The sequence below is a fragment of the Streptomyces sp. NPDC086835 genome (assembly GCF_044745705.1).
Taxonomy (GTDB): domain Bacteria; phylum Actinomycetota; class Actinomycetes; order Streptomycetales; family Streptomycetaceae; genus Streptomyces.
In genome coordinates this window covers 185,262-211,396 of record NZ_JBIVAU010000007.1, presented here as the reverse complement: position 1 = coordinate 211,396, position 26,135 = coordinate 185,262, and the positions used below count along the sequence as shown (strand labels likewise).

The window sequence follows — 26,135 nt, the reverse complement described above, 5'->3', positions numbered from 1 at the left end:
CAGTCGCTCAGGATGCTCTGTGGTCCGTGCTCCCGAGTCGCCCCGCCGTCCCGCTGTCTTCCTCCGCAAGCGGTTTCTGTCCGGGACCACGGTGGGACGGACGCAGCCGCGGCCCGTCCGCCCACCCCGCGAGGAGAGAGATGCCCCGCTCCACCGGTGCCGCCCCCGGCCGCTCCGCCCGCCCCCGTGCCGCGCTCGCCATGGCACCGGACGCGGCAGCCGCCGTACTCGACCCCATCGCCCTGGCCGCCCTCGCCGACGTCTGTGATCTCGCGCCCGGACCCGCCCTCGACGACTTCTCCACCGGGCGGGCGCGCGAAGTCCTCCGCGACACCGAGGTCCTGGTCACCGGCTGGGGCTGCCCGCCGCTGGACCGAGCGGCACTCGACGCCGCCCCCCGGCTGCGCGCCGTCGTCCACACGGCCGGATCCGTGCGCGGCCACATCACGGAGGCATGCTGGGAACGCGGCATCGCCGTGTCCTCCGCGGCCGCGGCCAACGCCCTGCCGGTCGCCGAGTACACCGTCGCCATGATCCTCCTCAGCGGCAAGCGTGCGTTGGAGAGCGCGCGCACACTACGCTCGGAGCGCCGCCGCCCCGCGCTGCTCGGGACACCGCGCGACATCGGCAACTACGGCCGGACGGTCGGCATCCTGTCCGCCTCGCTGATCGGGCGCCGGGTGATCGAGCTGTTGCGCGCGTACGACTTCGAGGTGCTGCTGCACGATCCGTACGTCGACGAGGAAGACGCTGATGCGCTCGGCGTCGAGGCCGTGGGCATCGGCGAACTGTTCGCCCGCAGCGACGTGGTCAGCGTCCACACCCCGCTGCTGCCCGACACCCGCGGTCTCGTCAGCAGGGAACTGATCGGCGCCATGCGGCCGGACGCCGTCCTGATCAACACGGCCCGTGGAGCCGTCGTCGACCAGGATGCCCTCACCGACGCGGCCGCCAGGGGCCGCATCCGCGCCGTGCTGGACGTCACCGACCCCGAAGTCCTGCCGCCCGAGCACCCGTTGTGGGACTGCGACAACGTCACGATCACACCGCACATCGCCGGCTCGCTGGGCAACGAATGGGAGCGGCTCGCGCAGCTCGCCGTCGCGGAGGTCGCCCGCTGGGCCGGCGGCGAGGAATTCGCCCACCCCGTACTGCGTGAGAGGCTGGCCCGTCTCGCATGAGCCTCCAACTGCCCGGCGACGACCGGGTCCTGAGTCCGTACACCGGGTACACCCGTGAGCACTGGGAGGCGGCGGCCGACGGCCTGCTGACGGCCGCCCGGCGGTGGTCGACCCCGCGGGGCGCTCTGCTGGACCTGCCAGGACGCCCCTCCGTCTCCGGGGTGCGCTCCGACGGACTCGAGGGATACGCCCGCACCTTCCTCGCCGCAGCCTTCCGGGTCGCGGGAGCCGGCGGCGACGACCCGCACGGATGGCTGGAGCGGTACGCCGAGGGCATCGCCGCCGGTACCCGCACCCCGGGCCGGGACGACACCGAGTCCTGGCCCGTGATCCTCGGCCACGACATCGCGGGCCAACCCATGGTCGAATCCGCGTCCGTGGCCCTCGGCCTGCGGATGACCCGGCCCTGGCTGTGGGACCGGCTCGACGAGGACGTCCAGGACCGGGCCGAGGAATGGCTTCGCGGCGCCCTGCGCCATGTGCCCTCGCCCAACAACTGGTACCTCTTCCCGTACACCGTGGCCGGGTTCCTGGAGTCGGTGGGCCGCGGCGACGAGGAGACCGCGCGTGCCCGTGAGCGCGCTCTCGAACTGCTGGAGAGCTGGTACCGGGGCCAGGGGTGGTACGCCGACGGCGACGGACGGGCGTTCGACCACTACAACGGCTGGGCCCTGCACCTGTATCCGGTGCTCGACTCCCATCTCGCCGGCGCCGCGGCAGACCCGTACGCGCAGCGGCTGCGTGAGCACCTGGAGAGCTACGGGCTCCTCTTCGGCTCGGACGGTGCACCAGTCCACTTCGGGCGCTCCCTCACCTACCGTTTCGCCGCCGCCTCCGCGGTCGGCCTGGGGGCCGTCACCGGCCGCACGCCGCTCGAGCCGGGAGTCTCCCGCAGGCTGATCAGCGGGGCGCTGCGCTACTTCCTCGACCGTGGCGCCGTCGGCCGCGACGGGCTGCTCACTCTCGGATGGCACGGGCGGCACGAGGAGACGCTGCAGAACTACTCAGGGCCGGCGTCCCCGTACTGGGCGTCGAAGGCGTTCGTCTGTCTGCTCGCCCCGGCCGGACATCCGCTGTGGACCGCCACAGAAGAGGCCGCGCCGAGCGAGGGACCTGACCGGGTGCTGGCGCTGCCCGCACCGGGGCTGCTGGTGCAGAGCACCCGCGCCGACGGAATCGTCCGGCTGCACAACCACGGCAGCGACCATGTGCGCCCGCAGGAGGGTGAGTCGGCCGCCGACGACGATCCGCACTACGGCCGTCAGGCGTACTCCACCCGCACCGGCCCGACGTCCACCGCCAACACCGCCGACAACCACCTCGGGCTCGTGGTCGGCGGCGTGCACAGCGTCCGCCGCCGTATCCACCCGCTGGGCGCGGGCGGGGGCGACGGCTGGGGCTGGGCCGCGTCCTGGCACCGGCCGGTGTTCCCCGCGGGGCCGCCCATGGTGCCCGGCCTGCGGGTGGAGAGCGTCACCGTCGCCCGCGGACGGTTCGAGCTGCGCGTGCACCGGGTGACCGGCGCTCCGCCCGGCGCCCGCGTCGAACAGACGGGCTGGGCGACCGGCCCGGACGAGGCGCTGTATTCCGGGCTGCATCCGCTGCACGGCTGGCTCGAAAGGGACGAGGTACGCGCGCCGCAGGGGACCGCGTACACGCCATGGGCCGTGATGCCGCGGCTCACCGCCCCGGCGCGGGGCACCTGTGCCTATGCGGCGCTGGCTGTGCTCTCCGGCGAGCCGGACACCGCTCTCGAGGCCGACGCTGTCGCCGCTGTGACCGTGGACGACGGCGGCTTCGAGGTGCGGTGGGCCGACGACGGCTCGCTGACCCGGATCACCTTCGATCCCGTCGCCGTCACCTGCCGAGCTGTTCACCGGCCATGACCCGCCGCCGGGGCGGCCGGGGCTCCGGACCCGCCCCGGCCGGCGCAGGAGTGCTGCTCAGATGCCGAACTCCGTGGGGGAGAGCCCCAATACGGAGCAGGCCTCGCGGAGGATCTCCAGCTCGGACGGCTCGACGTAACCGTCCGCACCGGCGATGACGATGCCCGTCTGGATCACGGCCCTGGCCTCCGTGGGCTTCTTGGCCGCCTTGGCGACCTCCTGCATCACCTGCGCCTTGCCCAGCAGGAAGTTGGCGGAGAGCTGGTCGGCGTGCTTGTTGAACCGCTGGCGCAGCTGGTCCGCCGGGAAGTTCTGCAGGACGTCGTTGCCCAGGATCAGCGACTCGACGTGCTGCCGCTCCGCCGGGTCCACATGCCCGTCGGCGGCGGCGACCAGGGCGCACATCGCCATGCTGGCATCTCTGAAGGCCCCGCTCTTCAACTCCGTCTTCAGCGAGGTGAGCTGTGTCTTCAGCGTGTTCACCAGCTGGGCGCGGGAGCCGCCCGAGGACCGTGAGCCCGAGCCGTGCCCGCCGGGGCTCCGGCTCCCCTGGCCCTGCTGCAGATTCTTGGCCTGGTCCTTGATCCGGTCCCACATTGCCACTGGTGCCACCTCGGCTTCTGTCGAGCGTCGTTCGTGCGGGCGGCCGCGTGTCGCGGCCGCGTCACCCTGCCAACGCTCGGGCACGCCCACACGTTCCGGCCCCGGGGACCCTGTCCATTCGGACCGGTCATGTCGTGGGGTCCATTCGGACCGGTCATATCGCGGGCGGTTCCGAGAGGTCGAGTCCGGCGTAGTAGCGGCCAACACCGTCGAGATAGCCGGCGTCCGTCGTCTCGCTGTCCCTGCTGAACGGCGGGGCGTTCTTGATCTGCTCCTTCGTGGGGACGACGGTGACGGTCCGCTGATCGGCGTTGATCCGCCGGACGAACCCCGCGGGTACGAGGACGCTCCGCCCGAAGACCCACGCCCCGGTGTCGACGACCAGATGCTGTCTGCCGGGGGCGTCGGACTGCCGGTCGACGTGCCCGAGGACCCCGTCCGGTGTCTCCACGGTGAAACCGGTCAGGTCCCGTCCCGGTCGATGGCCGATGCCGGGCGAGTAGATCCACATGTCCTGCAACGTGAATCCTCCTGATCGTCGAATCGCGGTCGAATGACTGTCCCTGCGGAGCACCGGGTGTCCGCACAGGGATGCCCGGTCCGCAAGATTGTGCCCCTCAGTGGCGGCAGAGATGCCGACGTGTCCCGGACACACCGGTCGCGTGAGCCCTGTGCGCTCTTTCGACTCTTTCGGATCGTTCACGCGGCTTTCCGGCACAGAAGGAGCCGTGGCCTGTGACGACTGCTCTCAGTGCCCGGTCGTCCTCCCCTCCTGTGGTGCCCACGCCGGAACCACGGCGCCCCCGCCGTTGCGGACGGCCTGGACCACCGCGTCGTGCAGTGCCCGGCTCGCTTCCTCGGAAGGGCACGGTGTGGGACTGCCGGCCATCGTGAACCAGTCCGTCGCACCCGTGAACTGCAGAGCGACCTGTGCGGTGTCGTCGGCCCATGTGGTGTGGACGGTGAGGTTCCCGGTCATCACTCCGGTCTCCTCCGTGAGGGCACCGCCGCGTCCCGTGTATACATCGCGAGTTGTCCATGACGCCCAGCTCATTACTCCAGACTCACACCACGGCGGCGGATTCGCGAACGCCCTTCTTTTCCGCCGCCACGTGTTGCCCGAAAGATGCCCCAGTAATCGCTTTCCAAATGTCACGGGCGGGGAACCGGCATGTTTGAGGCGGGACCGATCGGAGAGCAGACAGTAAGCCATGACGTCGAATACAGCTGGGATGTGAATTCCGTGGCTGAGAAGAAGAAGACCCGCGCCAAGATGGAACAGGCCAAGGGCAAGGCCAAGGAAGCCGCGGGCCGTGCCGTGGGCAACGAAAGGCTCACGGCCGAAGGGCGAGCGGAGCAGGCCAAGGGCGACGCCCGCCAGGCCAAGGAGAAGACGAAGGACATCTTCCGCCATTGAGAAACCTTTACGGTCCGTGAAGCGCTGATGCCGCCGACGGGCCGGCCGGGCCGGATCCAGGGGCTGTCGTCCGGATCGGGCCCGGCAGGAGACCAGGAACAGGCCCTCTAGGGCAGAGCGGCGCCGCGCGCGGTGATCCAGAGCTCGTACCACTCCTCGTGGGTGAGCTGCGGGTCCCGTCGCGCGGCGTCGGCGCACGCGCGGATGCGTTCGGGCCTCGCACTGCCGATGACCGGCGCGATCCGTGAGGGGTGCCGCTGGAGCCACCACAGCAGAACCGTCTCCGGCGAGGTGCCCTTGGCCTCTGCGAGGGACGTGACGAGTCGTGCCGTCGCCTGCTCCGCCGGGGTCTCCTGGCGGCCCGTGTAGCGTCCCTGCGCCAAGGCGCCCCACGCCTGCAGACGAATGCCGTTGGAGCGGCAGTGCTCCACCGTCCCGAGCGGGAAACCGGTCGACGCCGCCTCCGGGGTGTTCACGAGAACGCCCCCTTCGAGCCAGTCGCGGCGGTGGAGGCTCATCTCGAGCTGGTTGGCGGTCAGCGGCAGCCCGAGGAAGCTCTGGAGGAGCGAGATCTGCGGACCGCTCATGTTCGAGACACCGAAGCGGCGCACGAGCCCCTGCCGGTGCAGCGATGTCAGTGCCTGTGCGATGTCCTCCGGGTCGGCCAACGGGTCCGGCCGGTGCAGCAGCAGTACGTCGATGACGTCGGTGCGCAGGCGCACGAGACTCTCCTCGACGCGCCGGACGATGCTCTCCCCCCGCAGGTCGTACATGCCCGGCCGTTCACCGTCGGCGAGCCGGATACCGCACTTGGTCTGCAGGACGATGCGTTCGCGCAGCCCCGGAGCGCGCGAAAGGACCTCGCCGAACACCGCCTCCGCCTTGCCGTGCCGGTAGATGTCGGCATGGTCGAACACCGTGATCCCGCTGTCGAGCGCCGCCTCGACCGCCGCCTCGGCGTGGGCGACGTCCGCCGCGCCGTACGGCGTCGTGTCCCAGGTCCCGCCCAGTCCCATGCATCCGTAGAGCAGCCGCTCCGCGCCCGTGTCCGCGTTCTTCGTCACGGGCTCACCTTTCCACGGCCGGGACCGGGGCCCAAACGAGTATTCACGGCGGCTGCTGCCCGGACAGGCGAGGGCCGCGCGCCGGAGTCACGATGGAAGGAAGGCGCCGCGCTGCCGGCACGCGTTTCCCGGTCGCGCGGTGCAGGGACCGGGAGGCGGTCATGGAATATCCGGAGAGCTACGAACTCATCTTCCAGGCGGCGGCTGTGGACGACGTGGTCGTGGTGCGGCGCACCGACAAGACAGGGCCGGGAGGCAACCCGATCTACGAGGACGAGACGGGGATCGTACGCGCCGAGGTGAGCGGTCATGGTGAGGTACGGATGCTCGCCAGCGGCGGCCATCAGGCGCATGAGCTGCCGGTGGCCGCGCGCACCGCGCAGGTATGAAGTGCAGGTGTGAAGTGCAGTACGGACCAGAAGGGGCGAGACGCCCGAGGGTGTGAGGCGCCGGCTTGACCATGAGGTGCGAGCCGCCGGAAGGCAGGTTGAGGCGGCGCCGGAGCGCGCACGTCACGGTACGACGGGCGTCACAAGGTGACGGACGGGGCGAAGCCCGCGCACGGGGCGGTGGCCGCGTCACACCCGGCGATCGCTGTAACCGCAGATCCAGGCCAGGGCGGAGTGCACGCCACGCACGTAGTCCCGCGTGGCGGGATCGCCGGCGGCCTCGTCCTCCCGTACCACCGCGGCGTCGATCTCCGCGGTCAGCAGCTCCATGTCCGGGACGCCGTCGGCGCCTGCTCCGGTGACGGGCGAACGGGCGTCCCGGCCCAAGGCCCACCGGTATCCCGCCGACACCCCGTCCCGGTAACCGGGCGGGGCCTCCCGGGACGAGAGGAGCCCGGGCAGCTCTCGTTCTGTCGCTTCGGCCTCTTCGTACGCCCTTACCCCCACGGGTTTCCCTTCGTCCCGCTGCGGTTGCGCAGGAGCGGTCACTGGTTTCACCTTTCCTTCCGGCCCCGGGCCGTCGTGGCGGGCCGCCGACGACACCCTCGTAAGGGGCTCTCGCCGACAGCTTGTCCATGTCGGGTACCCGCGTCGGACGTCGAGTCACAGGCGTGTTTCGGCGTATCTGCTCAGGGTGTACCCGTCGCGCCGGGCTCGTCGGCACCGTCGCGTCCGGCCGTCGGACGAGCGGCGGCATGCAGGAGTGGGGAGACAAAGGCGGCCCCGCCTCCGGGGGGGGGGGGGGGGGGCGGGGCCGCGACGTCTCGCCGGCGGCCAGGGGGGTGGGCCGGGCGAGCGCTCGAGCTTCTCGTGCCCCTTTCACGCAGGGGTATGCACACGACTTTCCGGAAGTCCGGAATCCGCCCGGACAGCCCGGAAGGAACCGGGCTGCGATCGGCCCTGGCACGGCGCATGGTGGTGGCATGCGGCTGCTGCTGACCTCCGACACACATGTGCCGAAACGGGCCCGGCGACTGCCCGGGGAACTTCTCGGGTCCATCCGCCGGGCAGACGTCGTGATCCACGCCGGCGACTGGGTCGACGGCGCGACCCTCGACCTCTTCGAATCCTGCTCCACGCGTCTTCTCGCGGTGTACGGGAACAATGACGGGCCCGAGCTGCGGGCCCGCCTGCCGGAGGTCGCGCTGGCGGAGCTCGACGGGTTGCGCATCGGCGTCGTCCACGAAACGGGTCCCGCGCAGGGCCGGGAACGGCGGTGCGCCGAGCGTTTTCCCGATCTCGATGTGCTGGTGTTCGGGCACAGCCACATTCCGTGGGACACGACAGCCCCCGCCGGGCTGCGGCTGCTCAATCCAGGTTCGCCGACCGACCGCCGACGCCAGCCGCACTGCACGTACATGACCGTCTGGGTGTCGCGCGGCAGGCTGTCGGAGGTCGAACTGCACCGCCTGCCACGCTCCGGGACGGCCATGAGTTTCTGAGACCCGTGGGCCCGCCCGAGAGCCCGCGTCCGTACGACCGAGGACCGTGTGGTCCGTTGTGGCCGGTGGGTCGTGACGTGGCAGGGAACGCCCGTCAGCCGATGTCGTAGACGTCGAGGCGCCCGCACATGCCGAAACGGCCGTGCGCGGAGGGCTGTTCGGCCCGGACCCGCGCCTGTGCCAGGTGGCCCGCGCCGCCCTTCTCCAGCTCGTCGAGCTGTGCGGCCGTCGCTGACGCGGCGGCGGCCGCGCCGTCGCGCCAGCGGTCGCGCCATGCGCCGACGAGCGGCCGTACCAGGGCCGCGGCGGCCCGGTGGAACGCGGCCAGCGGCTCGAGGTCACCGGCCTTTGTCGCGCTGCGCAACGCCGTGAATCCTTCGACGGCCAGGTCGCGGCGGCGGCGGGCCGCTCGCTCCAGCTCCTCCTCCCTCCCGCCCTCCGGCAGGGCGACGGCGGCGCGGTAGGCGGCGGGGTCGGCGAGCAGACGCGGCGGCAGCGTGAGCACCGCGTCGCCCGCCTCCGGGAGACCGCAGTTCTGCATGAGCACCACGATGGTCAGGCCGCCCTCGTTGACCAGCCGGTGGATCGTGCCCGGTGTGAACCAGACCAGTGCGCCCGGCGCCAGGGCGGTCTCCTTGAACCCGGAGGCGGTCAGGGTCTGCACCGCGCCGCGCCCGCCGGTCACGGCGTACCCCTCCGAGCAGGTCAGGTGGATGTGCGGGGTGCCGCCGCGCAGGCCGTCGGCGGCGGGCCAGTCGTAGACCCGCAGCCGCGAGACGCCGATGCCGCCGGGCAGCCCGCCGTAGCCGGTGGCCTGACCGGCCGGACGGGCAACGGCTGCCGTCGCGCCGGCAGCCGTTGCCGCGACCGTGTCCGCAGGGTCAGCCGTGCTCACCACTCGTCTCCTTCGGTCGGGCGGCGGGCCGCCGAGCCGGGATAGTAAGCGCTTTCTCGGTAAACGTAGGCTCTCCTGCGGACACGGTCAAGGCCGCGTCCGTACCCCAGGCGTCAGGTCGTCAGTCGCTGCGGCAGCCAGCGCAGCCGGGCGGCTTCCTGGAACGGGCCGCCCCCCTCGTGGTCGTTGAAGTCGTAGACCTCGATCTGCTTGTCCTCGTGGGTGTACGCGTTGAATGCGGCGAACACCGTCGACGGCGGGCAGGTCTGGTCCTCCATCGCCACGGAGAAGAGCGCCGGCGCCCGGCCGCGGGCCGCGAAGTGCACGCCGTCGAAGTAGGCCAGGGTCCGCGCGGCCTGCTCGCTCCGGCCGCGGTGGGTCTTCAGATAGTGGCCCACCTCCCGGTACGGCTCGCGGTCCGTGAGTGTCGTCGCCCGCGGGAAGTCGCACAGGAACGGCACGTCGGGCGCGACGGCCGCGAGGTCGGGCACGAGACCGGCGGCGGCCAGGGTGATCCCACCGCCCTGGCTGGCGCCGACGGCCGCGGTGCGGGAGGCGTCGGTCAGCGGGTGCGAGCGTGCCGCCTCGATCGCGCGGACCGCGTCGGTGAACACCCGGCGGTAGTAGTACTCGTGCGGGTCCTCGATGCCCCGCGTCAGGAAGCCGGGGTAGGAAGGCGCACTGCCCACCGGGTCCGGGGTGTTGCCGGTCGACCAGCCGCTGCCCTGGCCCCGGGTGTCCATCACGAAGTGCGCGTATCCGGCCGACGCCCACAGCAGATGTGTGTGCGGCAGGCCCCGGCCGCCGCCGTAACCGAGGAACTCGACGACCAGGGGCAGCGGCTCCTCGGTGCCGGCGGGCAGTATCAGCCAGCCTTTCACCGGGTGGCCGCCGAAGCCGGCGAAGGTCACGTCGTGCACGTCCACCGTGCTGAGGCCGGTCGGTACCGCCTCGAAGCGGGCGTCGAGGTCGTGGCCGCGGGCCTCTTCGAGTGTCTTCGTCCAGAACGCGTCGAAGTCCTCCGGCTCCGCGGAAGCGCTGCGGTATGCGCGGAGCTCGGGCAGAGGCAGGTCGAACAGGGCCATGGGGCCGCCTTTCCTACGAGATGTGTCAGCAGATCAACACGGACCGCCATCACGGGGCAAGAGCCGCCCGACAGGTGGAACGGTGAGGGCGGGACGCGCGGGCCCGCCCTCCCGCGGCGCCGCGTGACGTCGGACCGCGGCCGGGGCGCCGGCGCGCCCGACCTCCGTTCGGCCTCTCTGACCTGCCGGAACCGGCTCGGGCCCGGACGCTGGTAGCGGCGGACGGCCGCCTGCGCGGGCCGGACCGCCTCTGTCGGGCGTGCGGCGGCCGGAGGTTCTTGTTTTGTCATGCCCCTTGTCGCGGGTGCGAGGCCCTGCTAAACCCTTCGGTTAGGAAAGTTTCCTTCCAATCATTTCCCGGCCGATTCTTCGGCCTGTCCGGCTATCCGCCCAGCCAACGGAGTCCCCCATGAGACCGGCACGGTTCTGGCTACGCCCCCTGGGCAGCATCGGCGCCCTCGGCGCCGCTCTGCTCCTCACCCTCACCACCGCACCCGCCGCCCCGGCGACCCCCGCACCCGACCGGCCTGCCCCCGCCCCGGCGGCCGTCGCAGCTGTCACCCACGAGGCCGAGAACGCGACCGTCTCGCGGGGTCTGGTCGAGTCCGACCACGCCGGCTTCACCGGCAGCGGATTCGTCAACTACGACAACGTCAGCGGCAGTTACGTCCAGTGGACGGTCGACGCGGCGCAGGCGGGACGGGTCGCCCTGAAGCTGCGCTTCGCCAACGGCACCACGTCCGGCAGGCCGATGGACATCACCGTCAACGGCGCGCTCGCCGCCGACAACCGCGCCTTCCCGGGCACCGGTGCCTGGACCACCTGGTCCACGACCACCCTCACCGCGGACCTCAAGGCGGGGACCAACACCATCAGGGCGACCGCCGTCGGACCCGACGGCGGGCCGAACGTGGACCACCTCGCCGTCGAGACCACCCCCACCACGGGCGGCACCCCGGCCGGTGTCAACGGACAGCTCAAGGTCTGCGGCACCAAGCTCTGCAACCAGTACGGCAACCCGATCCAGCTGCGCGGCATGAGCACCCACGGCCTCCAGTGGTACAGCCAGTGCGTCACGAACGGTTCCCTCGACGCCCTGGCCACGGACTGGAAGGCCGACGTCCTGCGGATCTCGATGTACGTCCAGGAGGGCGGCTACGAGACGGACCCGCGCGGCTTCACCGACAAGGTCCACTCGATCATCGAGCAGGCCACCGCACGCGGTATGTACGCGATCGTCGACTGGCACATGCTCAGCCCCGGTGACCCGCACCACAACCTCTCGCGGGCGAAGACCTTCTTCACCGAGATCGCGCAGCGCCACAAGGACAAGACCAACGTGCTGTACGAGATCGCCAACGAGCCCAGCGGCGTGAGCTGGTCGAGGATCAAGAGCTACGCGGAGGAGCTCATCCCGGTCATCCGGCGCTACGACGCCGACACCCCGGTCCTCGTCGGCACCCGTGCATGGTCCTCCCTCGGAGTCTCCGAGGGGTCGAACGAGAGCGAGGTCGTGAACAGCCCGGTCAATGCCTCCAACATCATGTACACGTTCCACTTCTACGCGGCCTCGCACAAGGACGAGTACCTGAGCGCCCTGTCCCGGGCGGCCGACCGCGTCCCCATGTTCGTCACCGAGTTCGGCACCCAGGACTACGCCGGTGAGGGCGCCAACGACTTCACCATGTCGCAGCGCTACATCGACCTGATGGCGAGCAAGAAGATCAGCTGGGTCAACTGGAACTACTCCGACGACAACAGGTCGGGCGCCGTGTTCAACAGCGGCACCTGCGCCGCCAACGGCCCCTGGACCGGCACCGGCTCGCTGAAGCCGGCCGGCGTCTGGGTCCGTGACCGGATCAGGACGGCGGACAACTTCCCGACCGGCTGACCCGGCCGGCCTGCCCTACCTGGTGCCATCGGCGAGCACTCCGCCCGCCGCCGGCCACCCCGCGGCACCCCCGCCCGTCCACTGTGATCCACTGGACGGGCGGGGGAGCACAGGGAACAGGAGCAGCAGTGGCCAGCTACCGGCAGCCGGGAGTCGTCCTCACCGACCACCACTTCACCGTCCCGCTCGACCACGGTGCCCCGGCCGGGGAGCAGATCGAGCTCTACGCCCGCGAGGTCGTGTCCGCCGCCGACCACCCGGACACCGGCAAGCCGTGGCTGGTGTACCTGGAAGGCGGCCCCGGCAACGCGGTCCGCCGGTTCATCGGCAAGCAGGCCTGGTTGGGGCGGGCGGTACAGGACTTCCGCGTACTCCTGCTCGACCAGCGCGGCACCGGCCGCTCCACGCCGCAGAACCGCCAGACGCTCGCACAGCGCGGCGGACCGCGGGCGCAGGCCGACCACCTCGCCCAGTTCCGGGCCGACAGCATCGTCCGCGACTGCGAGACGGTCCGGCGGCGCCTCACCGGCGGAGCGCCCTGGACGGTGCTGGGTCAGTCCTTCGGCGGCTTCTGCGCGACGCACTACCTGTCCGCCGCGCCGGAAGGGCTGGACACGGTCCTGATCACCGGCGGCCTGCCGTCCCTCGACGCGCACGCCGACGACGTCTACCGGGCCGCCTACCCGCGCATCCGGCGCAAGGTCGAGGCACACTACGCCCGTTACCCGCAGGACGTGGAGCGCGCCCGGCGGATCGCCGCCCATCTCGCGGAGCGCCCGGCGCGGCTGCCCGGCGGCTACACCCTCACGCCGGAGGCGTTCCAGTCGCTGGGCATCCTGCTGGGCGGCGGGGACGGCAGCCACCAGCTGCACTACCTGCTCGAGAACGCCTTCGTGCGCACGGCGTCGGGCCATGAACTGTCCGACGCCTTCCAGGAGGGCGTACGCCCGGTCCTCTCCTTCGCCGCGAACCCGCTGTACGCGGTGCTGCACGAGGCCATCTACGCCCAGGGCGGGCGGCCGACGGGCTGGGCCGCGCAGAGGGTGCGCGCCGAGTTCCCCGAGTTCGACGCGGTGGCGGCACTCGAGGGCGACCGGCCGCTGATGTTCACCGGCGAGACCGTCCACCCCTGGCACTTCGAGGTGGACCCCGCCCTGCGGCCGCTGCGCGAGGCCGCGGAGCTGCTCGCCGCCCGCAGTGACTGGGGGCCGCTGTACGACCCGGCCCGGCTCGCCGCGAACGAGGTGCCGGTGGCGGCGGCCGTCTACCACGACGACATGTACGTCGACACCGTCCACTCGCTGCGCACCGCCCGTGCCGTGCGCGGGCTGCGCACCTGGGTCACCGACGAGTACGAGCACGACGGAGTGCGGGCGAGCGGACCGCGGGTGGTGGACCGGCTCCTGGCACTCGCCCGCCAGGAGCTCTGACACATGATCAGTGGATCCGTATCCTGCGGGACATGACCGATCAGAAGACCGAACAGCTCGAAGAGATGCCGGCCGACTGGCAGCGCGCGCTCGCGGTCGTCGCCCATCCCGACGACCTCGAGTACGGCTGTGCGGCCGCCATCGCCGGATGGACCGACCAGGGCCGCGAGGTCGCCTACCTCCTGGCCACCAGGGGAGAGGCCGGCATCGACGGCATCGCCCCCGCCCAGTGTGCGCCGCTGCGCGAGCGGGAGCAGCGGGCGAGCGCGGCCGTCGTCGGCGTCTCTGTCGTCGAGTTCCTGGATCACAAGGACGGTGTCATCGAGTACGGGACCGGCCTGCGCCGGGACATCGCGGCGGCCATCCGCCGGCACCGGCCGGAGCTGGTCATCACCCTCAACCACCGTGACACCTGGGGCGGCACCGCCTGGAACACGCCGGACCACCGGGCCGTCGGCCGGGCGACCCTCGACGCGGCCGCTGACGCCGGCAACCGCTGGATCTTCCCCGAGCTCATCTCCGAGCAGGGCCTCGAGCCCTGGGACGGCGTGCGCTGGGTCGCGGTGGCGGGTTCCACCAGCCCCACCCACGCCGTCGACGCGGGCCCCGGCCTCGAGAGGTCCGTCGCGTCGCTGCTGGAGCACCGTCTGTACATCGAGGGCCTGACGGAGCAGGACCCGCAGGAGTACTGCCGTACGTTCCTCACCCGCATGGCCGAGATGGCGGCTCCGCGCTTCGGTGGCCGTCCGGCCGTCACGTTCGAGCTGTTCGGTCGCTGACGCCGCCGCTTGCCGCCGTGCGGTTTGTTTGTTTGACAAATGGCGTTGCTGTTCCTGCAATGGGTGCATGAGTGATGACGACGCACGGCTGGACGCCGTACTGAACGAGGTGGGCCCCCGGCTCCGCCGGATCCGGCGCGAGCGGGGGGCGACCCTCGGCGCGCTGTCCGAGGCGACCGGCATCTCCGTGAGCACGCTGTCCCGGCTGGAGTCCGGCGGGCGCCGCCCGAGCCTCGAACTGCTGCTGCCGATCGCCCGGGCGCACCAGGTCCCGCTGGACGAACTCGTCGGCGCCCCGCCCGTCGGCGACCCGCGAGTGCGCGCCAAGCCCATCGTCCGTGGCCATCGGACGATGTACCCGCTCACCGCGCGGCCGGGAGGGCTCCAGGCGTACAAGGTGATCCACAAGCCGTCCGGGGAGCAGCCGGAACCGCGTACCCATGAGGGGTACGAGTGGATGTACGTCCTGTCCGGCCGGATGCGGCTGGTGCTCGGTGACCACGATGTGGTGCTGGGGCCGGGCGAGGTGGCGGAGTTCGACACCCGGGTGCCGCACTGGTTCGGGTGCGCCGACGACCGGCCGGTCGAGTTTCTGAGCCTCTTCGGGCCGCAAGGCGAACGCATGCATGTGCGGGCCAGACCCAAGGAGGCGTGAGAGGGTCTTCACGGACGGGCAAGCGACCGCTTAGTATGCGGCGCAGCACAGTACTGCCCTACGTGTGGGAGGCCCCGAAATGCAGGCATGGCGAGTGCACCGCAACGGCGAGCCGAGTGAGGTGATGCGGCTCGAAGAGGTGGACCGGCCCACGCCCGGCGAAGGACAGCTCCTCCTGAAGGTCCGTGCGGCCAACATCAACTTCCCCGACGCCCTTCTCTGCCGGGGGCAGTACCAGGTGAGGCCGCCGCTGCCGTTCACCCCGGGAGTCGAGGTCTGCGGCGAGACGGAGGACGGCCGGCGCGTCATCGCCAACCCCGCCCTGCCGAACGGCGGGCTCGCCGAGTACGTGGTCGCCGACGCGGCCGCCGTACTCCCCGCGCCCGACGCGCTCGACGACGCGGAGGCCGCCGCCCTGCACATCGGATACCAGACGGGCTGGTTCGGACTGCACCGCCGGGCCGCCCTCAAGGAGGGCGAGACGCTGCTCGTCCACGCCGCCGCGGGCGGCGTCGGCAGCGCCGCCGTGCAGCTCGGCAAGGCGGCCGGCGCCCGGGTGATCGGCGTCGTCGGCGGTGCGGAGAAGGCCGCCGTCGCGCGGGAGCTGGGCTGCGACGTCGTCATCGACCGCCGCACCGAGGACATCGTCGCCGCCGTGAAGGAGGCGACAGGCGGACGCGGTGCGGACGTCGTCTACGACCCGGTGGGCGGCGACGCGTACGCCAAGTCCGCCAAGTGCGTGGCCTTCGAGGGCCGCATCGTCGTCGTGGGCTTCGCCAGCGGCGACATCCCGGCCCCCGCTCTCAACCACGCCCTGGTCAAGAACTACTCGATCATGGGCCTGCACTGGGGCCTGTACGCCACCAAGGACCCGCGCGCCATCGGCCGCTGCCACCAGACGCTCACCGACTACGCGGCCAAGGGCCTGATCAAGCCGCTCATCAGCGACCGGGTCGCCTTCAAGGACGCCGCCGGAGCCGTGCAGCGCGTCGCCGACGGCACCACCACCGGCCGCTTGGTCGTCGTTCCGGACGGAGCGGGCCGATGACGGACGCAGCCGAACTGCTCGACCTCACCAGGAAGCTGCTGGCCGCGCACCCGCCGGCCACCACCGACCGCGCCGACTTCCTGAAGGCGCGCTTCGACGCGGGCCTCGCCTGGGTCCATTTCCCCGAAGGCCTCGGCGGCCTCGGCGCCCCTCGCTCCCTGCAGGCCGTCGTGGACGCCGAACTGGCCGCCGCCGGAGCGCCCGACAACGATCCGCGCCGCATCGGCATCGGACTCGGCATGGCCGCGCCCACGATCCTCAAGTACGGCTCGCAGGAGGTGAAGGAGCGCTTCCTGCGCCCCCTGTGGACCGGTGAAGAGGTGTGGTGCCAGCTGTTCAGTGAGCCCGGGGCCGGCTCCGACCTGGCGGCCCTCGGCACCCGCGCCGTACGCGACGAGGACTCCGGGGACTGGATCGTCGACGGCCAGAAGGTGTGGACCTCCAGCGCGCACGTCGCCCGCTGGGCGATCCTGATCGCCCGCACCGACCCCGACCTGCCCAAGCACCGCGGCATCACCTACTTCGTCTGCGACATGACCGACCCCGGTGTGGAGGTCAGGCCGCTGCGCCAGATCACCGGCGAGGCGGAGTTCAACGAGGTGTTCCTGACCGGCGTGCGCATCCCCGACGCCCACCGGCTCGGCGAGGTCGGCGAGGGCTGGAAGGTCGCCCAGACCACGCTGAACAACGAACGCGTCGCCATCGGCGGCATGCGCCTGCCCCGCGAGGGCGGCATGATCGGCCCGGTCTCGCGGACCTGGCGCGAGCGGCCCGAGCTGCGCACCCACGACCTGCACCAGCGACTGCTGACGCTGTGGGTCGAGGCCGAGGTCTCCCGGCTCGCGGGGGAGCGGCTGCGCCAGCAGCTCGTCGCCGGCCAGCCGGGCCCCGAGGGCAGCGCGATGAAGCTCGCGTTCGCCCGCCTCAACCAGGAGATCAGCGGCCTGGAAGTCGAACTGCGCGGCGAGGAAGGGCTGCTGTACGACGACTGGACGATGCGCCGGCCCGAGCTCGTCGACTTCACCGGACGCGACGCCGGCTACCGCTATCTGCGGTCCAAGGGCAACTCGATCGAGGGCGGCACCACCGAGGTGCTGCTGAACATCGTCGCCGAACGCGTCCTCGGGCTGCCCTCCGAGCCGCGCAACGACAAGGACGTCGCCTGGAAGGACCTCGCGCGATGACGGATCTGCTCTACTCGGAGACCGAGGACGACCTGCGCGCCGCCGTGCGGTCCCTCGTCGCCGCCCGCGGCGACACGGCGGCACTCGCGGCCCGCGCCGAGGCCGGTTCGCCCTACGACCCGCGGCTGTGGAGCTCGCTTGCCGCCGAAATGGGCGCCGCCGGCCTGCTCGTACCCGAGAAGCTCGGCGGCCAGGGCGCGTCCCACCGGGAGGCCGCGGTCGTGCTGGAGGAGCTGGGGCGTGGCGTGGTCGCCGCGCCGTATCTCACCAGCTCGGTCGTCGCGACGCAGGCGCTGCTGTCGCTCGACACCGAAACGGAGGCCGTCGCCGCGCTGCTCGCGGAACTGGCGGAGGGCAGGCGCACGGCCGTTGTGGCCGTGCCGCTGTCCGCGGCGCCGGACGGTCCGCTGCCCGACGGCGCCGGGCGTATCACGGGTGTCGCCGACGCGGCGACGGCCGATGTGCTGCTGGTGCTCAGGGCCGACGGGCTGTACGCGGTCGAGGCGGCGCAGGCCGGTGTCGAACCGCTGACCTCCTTCGACCTCACGCGTCCCCTCGCGGCCGTCACCGCCGGGGAGGGCGGGACGCGACTGGCGGACGCCGCGGCGGGCGCTGCCGCCGTGCGCCGGGGCCTGCTCGCCGGGGCCGGTCTGCTCGCCTCCGAACAGCTCGGTCTCGCGGAGTGGTGCCTGGAGGAGACCGTCCGGCACACCGGCGAACGGCACCAGTTCAACCGCCCCGTCGGCTCGTTCCAGGCGCTCAAGCACCGCATGGCCGAGTTGTGGCTCGAGGTCGTCTCCGCGCGGGCGGCTGCCCGTGCCGCCGCCGACGCGCTGGCGACCGACAGCCCGGAGGCGGCGCTGTCGGTGGCCGTCGCCCAGGCGTACTGCTCACGGGTCGCGGTCCACGCGGCCGAGGAGTGCGTGCAGTTGCACGGCGGCATCGGCATGACGTGGGAACACCCCGCCCACTTGTACCTCAAGCGCGCCAAGGCCGACGAGATCGCGCTCGGCACGCCCGGACGGCACAAGGAGGCACTGGCGGCCCTCGTCGATCTTCAGGCTCCATAGCCCACGGCCGTAACACCCCCCGTTCCGTCGCACCCTTTACATGCTGTTTAATGCGAGAGGTTTGCAACAACAGCTGATCTTCAACAGGGGTGGACGTTCATGACGGGCCGATCGATACGGGCTGCCGCCGCCACGGCCATGGCCGCCGCGCTGACCTTCGGCGCGGCCTGCTCGAACCCGGGCGGCGGCGCCGCGGGACCGGGAGCGAAGGACTCGGCGGTCGTCGGCATCGCCTACGAACCGGACAGCCTCAGCCCGCTGCTCGGCTACGGCAAGGACGGCAACTCCAAGATCTTCGACGGGCTGCTCGCCTTCGACAAGGACATGAGCCTGCGGCCCGCTCTCGCCGCCGAGCTGCCCGAGGTCAGCGCCGACCGCCTCACCTACACGTACAAGCTCCGCAAGGGCGTGAAGTTCAGCGACGGCACACCCTTCAGCGCCAAGGACGTCGTCTTCACCTACCGCACCGTCCTGGACGAGAAGACCAACAACGCCTCCAGGACCGAGCTCGACGCGGTCAAGGACGTCAGGGCCGAAGGCGACGACACCGTCGTGTTCACACTCAAGTACCCCTACGCGCCCTTCGCGCAGCGCACCGTCCTGCCCATCGCCCCCGAGCACATCGCGGGCCGGCAGGACGTCAACACCGGCCCGTTCACCACGAAGCCGATCGGGACCGGCCCGTACATCCTCACCGGCTGGTCCAAGGGCGAGAAGATCAGCTTCAAGGCCAACCCGGACTACTGGGGCGGCGCACCCGCGGTGAAGAAGTTCACCATGGCGATCATCAAGGACGACGACGTCCGCGCCACCCGGCTGCGCGCCGGTGACCTCGACGGCGCGATCCTGCCGCCCAACCTCGCCAAGGGGTTCGAGGGCGAGCAGGGCAGGAAGACGTACCGGGCCACCACCTACGACTACCGGACCGTCACACTTCCCACCCACAACAAGGTCGCGGGCGACACCGCGGTGCGACGGGCGCTCGACATCGCCGTCGACCGGCAGGCCATGGTGGACAGCATCCTCGACGGCGCCGGCAAGCCCGCCTACGGCCCCGTGCCCACCGGCAGCGAGTGGTTCACCGAGGGGACGGAGCGCCGCCACGACCTGGCAGGCGCCAAGAAGATCCTCGACGAGGCAGGCTGGAAGCCCGGCAAGGACGGCGTCCGCGTCAAGAACGGCGTCCGCGCCGCGTTCCCGCTCTGGTACCTCACCGGCGACAAACTCCGCCAGGACCACGCCCTCGCCTACGCCTCCGACGCCAAGAAGGCCGGCATCGACATCACCACCAAGGCCGGCACCTGGGAGGTCATCGAACCGCGGATGGAGCACGACGCCGTGCTCGCCGGCGGCGGCGCGCCCGGCGACCCCGACTTCGACCAGTACCTGCTGCTCAACTCCGCCCTCGCCGGCGACGGCTTCAACAACATGGCCGGGTACGACAACCCGGCCGTCGACAAGGCCCTCGACACCGGCCGCCGCAGCGACGAGAAGGCCACCCGCAAGGCCGCGTACGACACCGTCCAGCGCGAACTGGTCAAGAACCCCGGATACACCTTCCTCACCCACATCGACCACCTGTATGTCGTGAACGACACGTGGGACGGCCTCACCACCCAGGTCGAGCCGCACGACCACGGCCTGGCCTCCGGCCCCTGGTGGAACGTCGAGGACTGGACGCCGAAGAAGTGAAACGCGCCCTCCCCGCCGCGGCGATGGCGCGGATGGCGGGACGGCGGGCCCTGCTCGCCGTCCCGGTCCTGCTGACCGTGACCTTCGGAGTCTTCGCCGTGGCCGCCGCCTCGCCCTTCGACCCCGTCAAGGCGTACACCGGCAGCGCCGGCCTCACCGCCTCGCAGGAGAACCTCGACCAGATCCGCGCCAACCTCGGCGTGGACAAGCCGCTCGTCACCCGCTGGTGGGACTGGCTGACCGCCGCGCTGACGGGCGACCTCGGCGACTCCAGCGTGATGCGCCAGCCGGTCGCCGACGTGATCGCCGAGCGGATCGGCTGGTCCGCGCTGCTTGCCCTCACCGCCTTCGCCCTGGCCGTCGTGCTCGGCACCCTCCTCGGAGTGCTGGCCGCCCGCCGCCGCGGCGGACTCCTCGACCGGTGCGTGAGCTCGCTGGCGTACACCCTCGAAGCCGCACCCGCGTTCTGGCTCGGCCTCCTCGCGATCTGGTTCTTCGCGCTCGAACTCGGCGTCCTGCCGGCCGGCGGGCTCACCGACACCGCCAGTGACACCGTGACCGCCGGGCAGGTGGCGAGGCACCTGGTGCTGCCCGCCGCGGTCCTCGGCGTCAGCCAGTTGCCGTGGTTCTTCCTCTACGTGCGCCAAGGCGTCGGCGACGCCCTCGACGAGGACCCGGTGCGCGGAGCGCGCGCACGCGGCCTGGCCGAACGCACCGTCCTTCTCGGCCACGCGCTGCGCTCCGGCATGCTGCCCATGCTCACCCTCATCGGCTCGCGTGTACCCGAACTCATCACCGGGGCCCTGCTGGTGGAGACGGTCTTCAGCTGGCCAGGAATCGCCGCCGCGACCGTGCAGGCCGCGACCTCCGTCGACTTCCCGCTGCTCGCCGCACTCACCGTGCTCGCGACGGCGGCCGTCCTGCTCGGCAACCTCCTGTCCGACCTGCTGTACGGACTGGCCGACCCGAGGGTGGGCTTCGATGGCTGACGTCGCCTGGAAGTCGCAGGGCCGCACCCGCCGCTCCACCCGCACCGTGCGCGTCGCCGTCTCCACCGTGACCGTGGTGACCGTGGCGCTGGCCGTCCTGCTCGTACCGCCGCTCGTACAGCTCGACCAGCAGGCCGTCGACCTGTCGATGAAGCTTCGGCCACCGTCGCTCGCCCATCCTTTCGGCACCGACGACGTCGGCCGCGACCTGCTGCTGCGCTGCGTCTACGGACTTCGGGTCTCGCTGCTCGTGGGGCTGGTCGCGGCCCTTGTCGCCACCGTCATCGGCACCGTGGTCGGCGCGGCCGCCGCGGTGTTCGGGGGCTGGACCGACCGGGCCCTGATGCGACTGGTGGACACGTTCTCCTCGGTGCCGCACCTGCTGCTCGGGATCTTCGTCGTGGCCATGTTCCGCCCCGGGGTCGGGCCCGTGATCGTGTCCGTCGCGGTGACGCACTGGCTCTCGACCGCCCGCATCGTCCGCTCCGAAGTGCTGTCGCTGCGCGCACGTCCGTACATCGACGCGGCGATCAGCGGCGGCGCGACCCGGTGGCGGGTGGCCGTACGGCATCTGCTGCCAGGGGTGCTCCCGCAGGCCGGACTCGCGGCCGTACTGATGGTGCCGCACGCGATGTGGCACGAATCGGCGCTGTCGTTCCTCGGCCTCGGCCTGCCGACCCACCAGGCGAGCCTCGGCAACCTGGTGCAGTCCGCACGGGGTTCGCTGCTCGCCGGCGACTGGTGGCCGACGCTGTTCCCCGGCCTGTTCCTGATCGTCCCCACGCTCGCCGTGGCCGGGCTGGCCGGTGCCTGGCGCGAACGGCTCAACCCCCGCCGCCGATCGGAGCTGATGCTGTGACCGCGCCGTCCACCGACCCGTCACCGGCCGTGGGCACCGGGACCCCGGCCGCCTCCTCCGCCTCCTCCGCGGCGCGGCGCGTGCTCGCCGTGCGCGGCCTGTCCGTCCGCTTCAAGATGCGCGACGGGCGGCATGTGGCAGCCGTCAGCGACGCGACGTTCGACCTCGCGGCCGGCGAATGCCTCGCACTCGTCGGAGAAAGCGGCTGCGGCAAGTCCGTCCTCGCCTCCGCCCTCCTCGGACTGCTCCCCGCGAACGCCCGCACGGCCGGGTCCGCCGTCGTCGACGGCGTGGAACTGCTCGGCGCCGGCGAACGCACCCTCGCACGCACCGTACGGGGACGCCGGATCGGTCTCGTCCCCCAGAGTCCCGCCGCGCACCTCACCCCCGTGCGCACCGTCGGCGCGCAACTCGCCGAGACCGTGCGCGCGCTGACCGGGCTGCGCGGCACCGACGCCCGCGAAGCCGCCCTCACGGCGGCGGCACGGGCCGCGTTCCCCGCCGGGCACCTCGACCGGTACCCGCACGAGCTCTCCGGGGGGCTGGCGCAGCGCGCAGCCACCGCGATCGCGCTGGTCGGCGACGCGCCGCTGCTGCTCGCCGACGAGCCGACGACCGGCCTGGACCGGGAACTCGTCGACCACACCGCCGACGAACTGCGCCGGCACGCCGACGAGGGACGTGCACTCCTGCTGATCACCCACGATCTCGCGGCAGCCGCCCGGACGGCCGACCGGGTCGCCGTCATGTACGCCGGCCGCATCGTCGAAGTCACCTCCGCCGAGACCTTCTTCGGCAGCCCGGGGCCGCGCCACCCGTACGCGCGCGGCCTGCTGAACGCCCTGCCGGAAAGGGAGTTCGCCCCCATCCCCGGCCTGCCGCCCGAGCTGGGCGACCTGCCGGCCGGCTGCGCGTTCGCCCCTCGGTGCGCGCGGGCCGACGACGCCTGCACGGTCCTGCCACGGCTCGCCGGCGGCGTCGCCTGCCACCACGCGGAGGACCAGCATGTTTGAACTGAGGGACGTCACCGCCGGGTACGACCGCCGGGAGCCCGTCGTGCGCGGCGCCTCGCTGACCATCGCCCCCGGCGAGGCGGTCGGGCTGCTCGGGCCCAGCGGCTGCGGCAAGTCCACCCTCGCGAAGGTCGCCGCGCTGCTGCACCGGCCGGCCGACGGCCAGGTCGTCATCGACGGCGAACCGGTGAACGGATGGCGCCACGCGGCCCCGCGTACCCTGCGCACCGCAGTCGGCGTCGTCTTCCAGCAGCCCCGGTTCTCCGCGGACCCACGGCTGCGGCTGCGCGAGGTGATCGCCGAGCCGTTGCGGGCCGCGGGCCGAAGCCGTGCCGACGCCGCCGCCCGCGCGCTGGAGACCGCCGAGGCCGTGGGTCTCACCGTCGAACTCCTCGGCCGGCGACCGCACGAGGTCAGCGACGGCCAGCTCCAACGCGCCTGCCTGGCCAGGGCGCTGGTGCTGCGGCCGCGCTGGCTGGTCTGCGACGAGATGACGGCCATGCTCGACGCGTCGACGACCGCCGCGCTGGTGAACGTCGTCGAGGACTACCGCCGCGAACACGGCGCGGGTCTGCTCGCGGTGGGCCACGACCGAGTCCTGCTCGACCGCTGGTGCGACCGGACGGTCGAGTGGTCCCGTATCGCGCGGGCGTGAGCCCCCTGAGCGGATCCGGGGGCGCGTGTGACGCCGGAGCCGGTGGGACCATGGCGGACGGACACGGCACATGACCGATGGCCGAACTCTTGGTGCTGCCCTGCCCATTGGGGCCGGTCCGGCGGATACTCACCGGTGTCCCTCCCGACCCGCAGAGCCCGGAGGTCATTCGTGCCGACCACTCGTCGCAGAGCCGTCACCACTCTCGCCGCCGCACTCGCCGGTGCCGTCGCGGTGCCGTCCCAGGCCCGCGCCACGGCGCGCAGCGGCGCACCGGACGGCCCGGCGCCGCTGCGCCGGGCCCATGCGCACAACGACTATCTGCACGAACACCCCCTGCACGACGCGCTGTCGCACGGCTTCACCAGCGTCGAGGCCGACATCTTCCTCGTCGACGGCGAGCTCCTCGTCGCCCACGAACCGGCCGAACTCGACCCCGCCCGCACCCTGCGCTCGCTCTACCTCGACCCCCTGCTCGCCCGGGTGCGCGCCAATCACGGCAGCGTGTACCGGGGCCGCCGCCGTCCCGTCCAGCTGCTGATCGACATCAAGACGGACGGCGTCGCTGCCTACCTGGAGCTCGACCGCCAACTGCGGCAGTACCGGCGCATGCTGAGCAGCTGCGCGCACGGGCACGTACGCCTCGGCGCCGTCACCCCGGTCGTCTCCGGGGACCGCGCGGCCCGCGCCCCGATGGAGGCGCAGCGGGTGCGGTACGCCTTCTACGACGGCCGCCTCGACGACCTCGCCGCAGCCGATCCCGCTCCGGCCTCCTTCATCCCGCTGATCTCCAGCAACTGGACGCACAGCTTCAGCTGGCTCGGCACTGGTGAATTCCCGGCGGCGGAACGCGAGAAGCTGCACACTCTCGTCACCACGGCCCACCGGCGCTCCCAGCGGGTCCGCTTCTGGGCCACGCCCGACCTCGAGGGACCGGCCCGCGACGCCGTCTGGCGTGAACTGCTCGCCGCCGGCGCCGACCACATCAACACCGACGACCTGGCCGGTCTGGAGCGCTTCCTGCGCGTTCACGACCGCGGGTGACACCTTTCCGCCGGATCTTAGAGATGCACCCGTACGGCGGACACGCCAGTAGGCCGTACGCAACCTCCGCTGCGCCAGACTGGCCGCCGAATGCCGCAATTCCGGCGCGGCGAAGGAGGTTGGCCATGGCCATTTCGATCTCGGTGGTGCTGCTCCTGCTGGTGCTCGCAGTGATCTTCCTGCGCAGCGGAGGGCTGAAGATGAGCCACGCGGTCGTCTGCGCGCTGCTCGGCTTCTTCCTGGCGGGCACCAGCATGGCGCCTACCATCCAGGAGGGCATCGCGGCCACGGCCAACGTCGTCGGGAGCCTGCGGCCCTGAGTGAGCAGCCCGCAGGCCGGGCATCCGCACGGCGTACCGGTGCCGAATCGACGGCAGAGCCACAGGCGATGGGAAGAACGAATGCCACTCGAGGGTGAGTACGAGCCGAGCCCCGAACAATGGGTCCGTGATCAGGTCGAGGAGTACGAGAAGTCCGGCGGTACGAGCGGCACCACGCTGCGCGGGATGCCGGTCGTCATCCTCACCACGCGCGGCGCCAGAAGCGGAAAGATCCGCAAGACACCGCTGATGAGGGTCGAACACGCGGGCGCGTACGCACTGGTCGCCTCCCTGGGCGGATCGCACAAGCACCCGGTCTGGTACTACAACGTCAAGACCCACCCACAGGTCGAGCTCCAGGACGGCCCGGTGCGCAGGGACATGACGGCACGTGAGGTGACCGGCGCGGAGAAGGCCGTGTGGTGGGCGCGCGCCGTGGAGGCGTACCCCGACTACGAGGGCTACCAGCAGAAGACCGAACGGGAGATCCCGGTCTTCGTCGTCGAGCCGCCGGACCGGGACCGCTGATCCGCGAGGACCGCCGCCGGATCAGGAGAGGTTGACGAGGCGGATGTAGCGCACCCAGTCCCAGTGGGGGCCCGGATCGGTGTGGGTGGCGCCGGGCACCTCGGAGTGGGCGATGATGTGCGCCCGGTCCTTGGGGATGCCGTACCGGTCGCACACCGACGCGGTGAGCGCCGCGGAGCGCTCGTAGAGGGCATGGGTGAAGTACGCGGGCCGGTCCACCCAGCCCTCGTGCTCGATGCCGATGCTCCACGTGTTGTAGTTCCAGTTGCCCGCGTGCCAGGCGACGTCACGCTCCCGCACGCACTGCGCGATGTGTCCGTCGGAGGAACGCACCACGTAGTGCGAGGACACCCGCCTCGCCGGGTCGCGGAAGATGGCGAGCGTGTCCGCGTAGGTCTCCTGGGTGACGTGGACGACGACGTACCGCACCGGATAGGCCGTGGGCCTGCTGGAGGCGGTGTAGTTGGCGGACGAGGCGGGCCGCCACTCGGCGGCCGGGTAGTCCGTCACCGCGGTGGTGCCCGCCTGCGCACGGGTCGGGGCCGGCAAGGCGTGCGCGGCGGCCGTCGCGGCAGCGCCCCGAAGCAGATATCTGCGGTCCATGGGCCATCTCCTGGTGGGGGTGCGGGGACACGGCAGGACAAGGCCGGTGAGAGCCTCGGGGCATCACGGTACTGGCGGCCGGGTGGACGGGATAGAACGCGACTGCAGCCAACCGTTGTGGTCAACAACGGAGTTGAGGTTCATTCGGACGCCACCGGCCCGGTCGCTCCTCAGCTCCGGAAGTGGTCGTACGGGCCGGTCGCGGGGGGGGGGGGGGGGGGGGGCGGCGCCGCCGCCCCCCCCCCCCCCCCCCCCCGGGGGGGCAGCCCCCCCCCCCCCCCCCCCCCCCCCCCCCCCCCCCCGCCCCGCTCACCACCGAGCCACGGGCCTGCGGCCGAGCCCAAGGACGCCAC

At 71.9% G+C, this 26,135-nt stretch carries 28 protein-coding genes; 20 read left to right on the top strand and 8 right to left on the bottom strand.

Annotated elements, in window-relative coordinates; all coding sequences use genetic code 11:
- Window positions 1–140 precede the first annotated feature (140 nt).
- Together ACIPJI_RS23190 and ACIPJI_RS23185 are read left to right on the top strand one after the other, a co-directional pair.
- On the top strand, window positions 141–1,181 hold the full coding sequence (locus ACIPJI_RS23190; protein ID WP_402248476.1) for a hydroxyacid dehydrogenase: 1,041 nt from the start codon (window positions 141–143) through the stop codon (window positions 1,179–1,181).
- On the top strand, window positions 1,178–3,067 hold the full coding sequence (locus ACIPJI_RS23185) for a DUF2264 domain-containing protein (protein WP_402248474.1): 1,890 nt from the start codon (window positions 1,178–1,180) through the stop codon (window positions 3,065–3,067). Before ACIPJI_RS23190 ends, ACIPJI_RS23185 begins: the two co-directional genes overlap by 4 nt.
- A gap of 57 nt (window positions 3,068–3,124) precedes the next feature.
- Here the strand turns inward: ACIPJI_RS23185 and ACIPJI_RS23180 are convergent, their stop codons facing one another.
- From ACIPJI_RS23180 to ACIPJI_RS23170, 3 genes are all read right to left on the bottom strand, one after another.
- A complete protein-coding gene (locus tag ACIPJI_RS23180; protein ID WP_307710600.1) occupies window positions 3,125–3,670 on the bottom strand; it encodes a tellurite resistance TerB family protein in 546 nt (181 codons plus the stop codon).
- A 154-nt stretch (window positions 3,671–3,824) separates the two neighbouring features.
- A complete protein-coding gene (locus ACIPJI_RS23175; RefSeq protein WP_307710032.1) occupies window positions 3,825–4,181 on the bottom strand; it encodes a PRC-barrel domain containing protein in 357 nt (118 codons plus the stop codon).
- 237 nt (window positions 4,182–4,418) lie between these two features.
- On the bottom strand, window positions 4,419–4,724 hold the full coding sequence (locus tag ACIPJI_RS23170) for a hypothetical protein (protein ID WP_307710033.1): 306 nt from the start codon (window positions 4,722–4,724) through the stop codon (window positions 4,419–4,421).
- 189 nt (window positions 4,725–4,913) lie between these two features.
- On the opposite strand from ACIPJI_RS23170, the gene ACIPJI_RS23165 reads away from it, so the two are divergent.
- Window positions 4,914–5,087, top strand: a complete 174-nt coding sequence (locus tag ACIPJI_RS23165; protein WP_307710034.1) for a CsbD family protein — start codon at window positions 4,914–4,916, stop codon at window positions 5,085–5,087.
- Window positions 5,088–5,194: 107 nt separating this feature from the next.
- Here ACIPJI_RS23165 and ACIPJI_RS23160 read toward each other — a convergent pair whose 3' ends face one another.
- Window positions 5,195–6,151, bottom strand: a complete 957-nt coding sequence (locus ACIPJI_RS23160) for an aldo/keto reductase family oxidoreductase (RefSeq protein WP_402248472.1) — start codon at window positions 6,149–6,151, stop codon at window positions 5,195–5,197.
- A gap of 161 nt (window positions 6,152–6,312) precedes the next feature.
- On the opposite strand from ACIPJI_RS23160, the gene ACIPJI_RS23155 reads away from it, so the two are divergent.
- Complete coding sequence (locus tag ACIPJI_RS23155; RefSeq protein ID WP_307710036.1) at window positions 6,313–6,540, top strand: DUF6296 family protein; 228 nt, start codon at window positions 6,313–6,315, stop codon at window positions 6,538–6,540.
- A 189-nt stretch (window positions 6,541–6,729) separates the two neighbouring features.
- Here ACIPJI_RS23155 and ACIPJI_RS23150 read toward each other — a convergent pair whose 3' ends face one another.
- Window positions 6,730–7,047 carry a hypothetical protein gene (locus ACIPJI_RS23150; RefSeq protein WP_307710037.1) on the bottom strand — a complete coding sequence of 106 codons (318 nt, stop codon included), beginning with the start codon at window positions 7,045–7,047 and terminating at the stop codon, window positions 6,730–6,732.
- A gap of 476 nt (window positions 7,048–7,523) precedes the next feature.
- On the opposite strand from ACIPJI_RS23150, the gene ACIPJI_RS23145 reads away from it, so the two are divergent.
- Entirely contained in the window at window positions 7,524–8,042 is a 519-nt protein-coding gene (locus ACIPJI_RS23145) for a metallophosphoesterase family protein (protein WP_402248470.1), read from the top strand.
- Window positions 8,043–8,136: 94 nt separating this feature from the next.
- Here ACIPJI_RS23145 and ACIPJI_RS23140 read toward each other — a convergent pair whose 3' ends face one another.
- Complete coding sequence (locus tag ACIPJI_RS23140; RefSeq protein WP_402248758.1) at window positions 8,137–8,838, bottom strand: cupin domain-containing protein; 702 nt, start codon at window positions 8,836–8,838, stop codon at window positions 8,137–8,139.
- A gap of 212 nt (window positions 8,839–9,050) precedes the next feature.
- The gene (locus tag ACIPJI_RS23135; RefSeq protein ID WP_356619414.1) at window positions 9,051–10,022 is read right to left on the bottom strand and encodes an acetylxylan esterase; all 972 of its coding nucleotides are present in this window, start codon (window positions 10,020–10,022) and stop codon (window positions 9,051–9,053) included.
- Between the two features lie 409 nt (window positions 10,023–10,431).
- Here ACIPJI_RS23135 and ACIPJI_RS23130 point away from each other — a divergent pair, with 409 nt between their 5' ends.
- From ACIPJI_RS23130 to ACIPJI_RS23060, 15 genes are all read left to right on the top strand, one after another.
- Window positions 10,432–11,913, top strand: coding sequence for a cellulase family glycosylhydrolase (locus ACIPJI_RS23130; RefSeq protein ID WP_356619416.1), 1,482 nt, complete (start codon window positions 10,432–10,434; stop codon window positions 11,911–11,913).
- A 128-nt stretch (window positions 11,914–12,041) separates the two neighbouring features.
- Window positions 12,042–13,343, top strand: coding sequence for an alpha/beta fold hydrolase (locus ACIPJI_RS23125; protein WP_402248467.1), 1,302 nt, complete (start codon window positions 12,042–12,044; stop codon window positions 13,341–13,343).
- A 32-nt stretch (window positions 13,344–13,375) separates the two neighbouring features.
- Window positions 13,376–14,122 (top strand): PIG-L deacetylase family protein, encoded by a 747-nt coding sequence (locus tag ACIPJI_RS23120; RefSeq protein ID WP_402248465.1) that lies wholly within the window; start codon window positions 13,376–13,378, stop codon window positions 14,120–14,122.
- A 67-nt stretch (window positions 14,123–14,189) separates the two neighbouring features.
- Window positions 14,190–14,777, top strand: a complete 588-nt coding sequence (locus tag ACIPJI_RS23115; RefSeq protein ID WP_356619422.1) for an XRE family transcriptional regulator — start codon at window positions 14,190–14,192, stop codon at window positions 14,775–14,777.
- Window positions 14,778–14,856: 79 nt separating this feature from the next.
- Window positions 14,857–15,825, top strand: coding sequence for an NADPH:quinone oxidoreductase family protein (locus tag ACIPJI_RS23110; protein WP_356619423.1), 969 nt, complete (start codon window positions 14,857–14,859; stop codon window positions 15,823–15,825).
- The gene (locus tag ACIPJI_RS23105) at window positions 15,822–17,009 is read left to right on the top strand and encodes an acyl-CoA dehydrogenase family protein (protein ID WP_402248463.1); all 1,188 of its coding nucleotides are present in this window, start codon (window positions 15,822–15,824) and stop codon (window positions 17,007–17,009) included. The genes ACIPJI_RS23110 and ACIPJI_RS23105 overlap by 4 nt, the downstream gene beginning before the upstream one ends.
- Complete coding sequence (locus ACIPJI_RS23100) at window positions 17,006–18,079, top strand: acyl-CoA dehydrogenase family protein (RefSeq protein ID WP_402248462.1); 1,074 nt, start codon at window positions 17,006–17,008, stop codon at window positions 18,077–18,079. Before ACIPJI_RS23105 ends, ACIPJI_RS23100 begins: the two co-directional genes overlap by 4 nt.
- 99 nt (window positions 18,080–18,178) lie before the next feature.
- Complete coding sequence (locus ACIPJI_RS23095; protein WP_402248460.1) at window positions 18,179–19,771, top strand: ABC transporter substrate-binding protein; 1,593 nt, start codon at window positions 18,179–18,181, stop codon at window positions 19,769–19,771.
- 23 nt (window positions 19,772–19,794) lie between these two features.
- Entirely contained in the window at window positions 19,795–20,760 is a 966-nt protein-coding gene (locus tag ACIPJI_RS23090; protein ID WP_356619608.1) for an ABC transporter permease, read from the top strand.
- The gene (locus ACIPJI_RS23085) at window positions 20,753–21,619 is read left to right on the top strand and encodes an ABC transporter permease (protein ID WP_402248459.1); all 867 of its coding nucleotides are present in this window, start codon (window positions 20,753–20,755) and stop codon (window positions 21,617–21,619) included. The genes ACIPJI_RS23090 and ACIPJI_RS23085 overlap by 8 nt, the downstream gene beginning before the upstream one ends.
- A 116-nt stretch (window positions 21,620–21,735) precedes the next feature.
- A complete protein-coding gene (locus ACIPJI_RS23080; RefSeq protein WP_402248755.1) occupies window positions 21,736–22,632 on the top strand; it encodes an ABC transporter ATP-binding protein in 897 nt (298 codons plus the stop codon).
- Entirely contained in the window at window positions 22,625–23,287 is a 663-nt protein-coding gene (locus tag ACIPJI_RS23075; RefSeq protein ID WP_402248457.1) for an ABC transporter ATP-binding protein, read from the top strand. The genes ACIPJI_RS23080 and ACIPJI_RS23075 overlap by 8 nt, the downstream gene beginning before the upstream one ends.
- A 171-nt stretch (window positions 23,288–23,458) precedes the next feature.
- On the top strand, window positions 23,459–24,331 hold the full coding sequence (locus ACIPJI_RS23070) for a phosphatidylinositol-specific phospholipase C/glycerophosphodiester phosphodiesterase family protein (protein WP_356619434.1): 873 nt from the start codon (window positions 23,459–23,461) through the stop codon (window positions 24,329–24,331).
- Window positions 24,332–24,456: 125 nt separating this feature from the next.
- Window positions 24,457–24,651 carry a hypothetical protein gene (locus ACIPJI_RS23065; RefSeq protein ID WP_005307764.1) on the top strand — a complete coding sequence of 65 codons (195 nt, stop codon included), beginning with the start codon at window positions 24,457–24,459 and terminating at the stop codon, window positions 24,649–24,651.
- A gap of 81 nt (window positions 24,652–24,732) precedes the next feature.
- On the top strand, window positions 24,733–25,179 hold the full coding sequence (locus tag ACIPJI_RS23060; RefSeq protein ID WP_307710052.1) for a nitroreductase family deazaflavin-dependent oxidoreductase: 447 nt from the start codon (window positions 24,733–24,735) through the stop codon (window positions 25,177–25,179).
- A 21-nt stretch (window positions 25,180–25,200) separates the two neighbouring features.
- On the opposite strand, the gene ACIPJI_RS23055 is transcribed toward ACIPJI_RS23060, so the two are convergent.
- A complete protein-coding gene (locus ACIPJI_RS23055; RefSeq protein WP_356619438.1) occupies window positions 25,201–25,782 on the bottom strand; it encodes an N-acetylmuramoyl-L-alanine amidase in 582 nt (193 codons plus the stop codon).
- Between the last annotated feature and the right edge of the window lie 353 nt (window positions 25,783–26,135).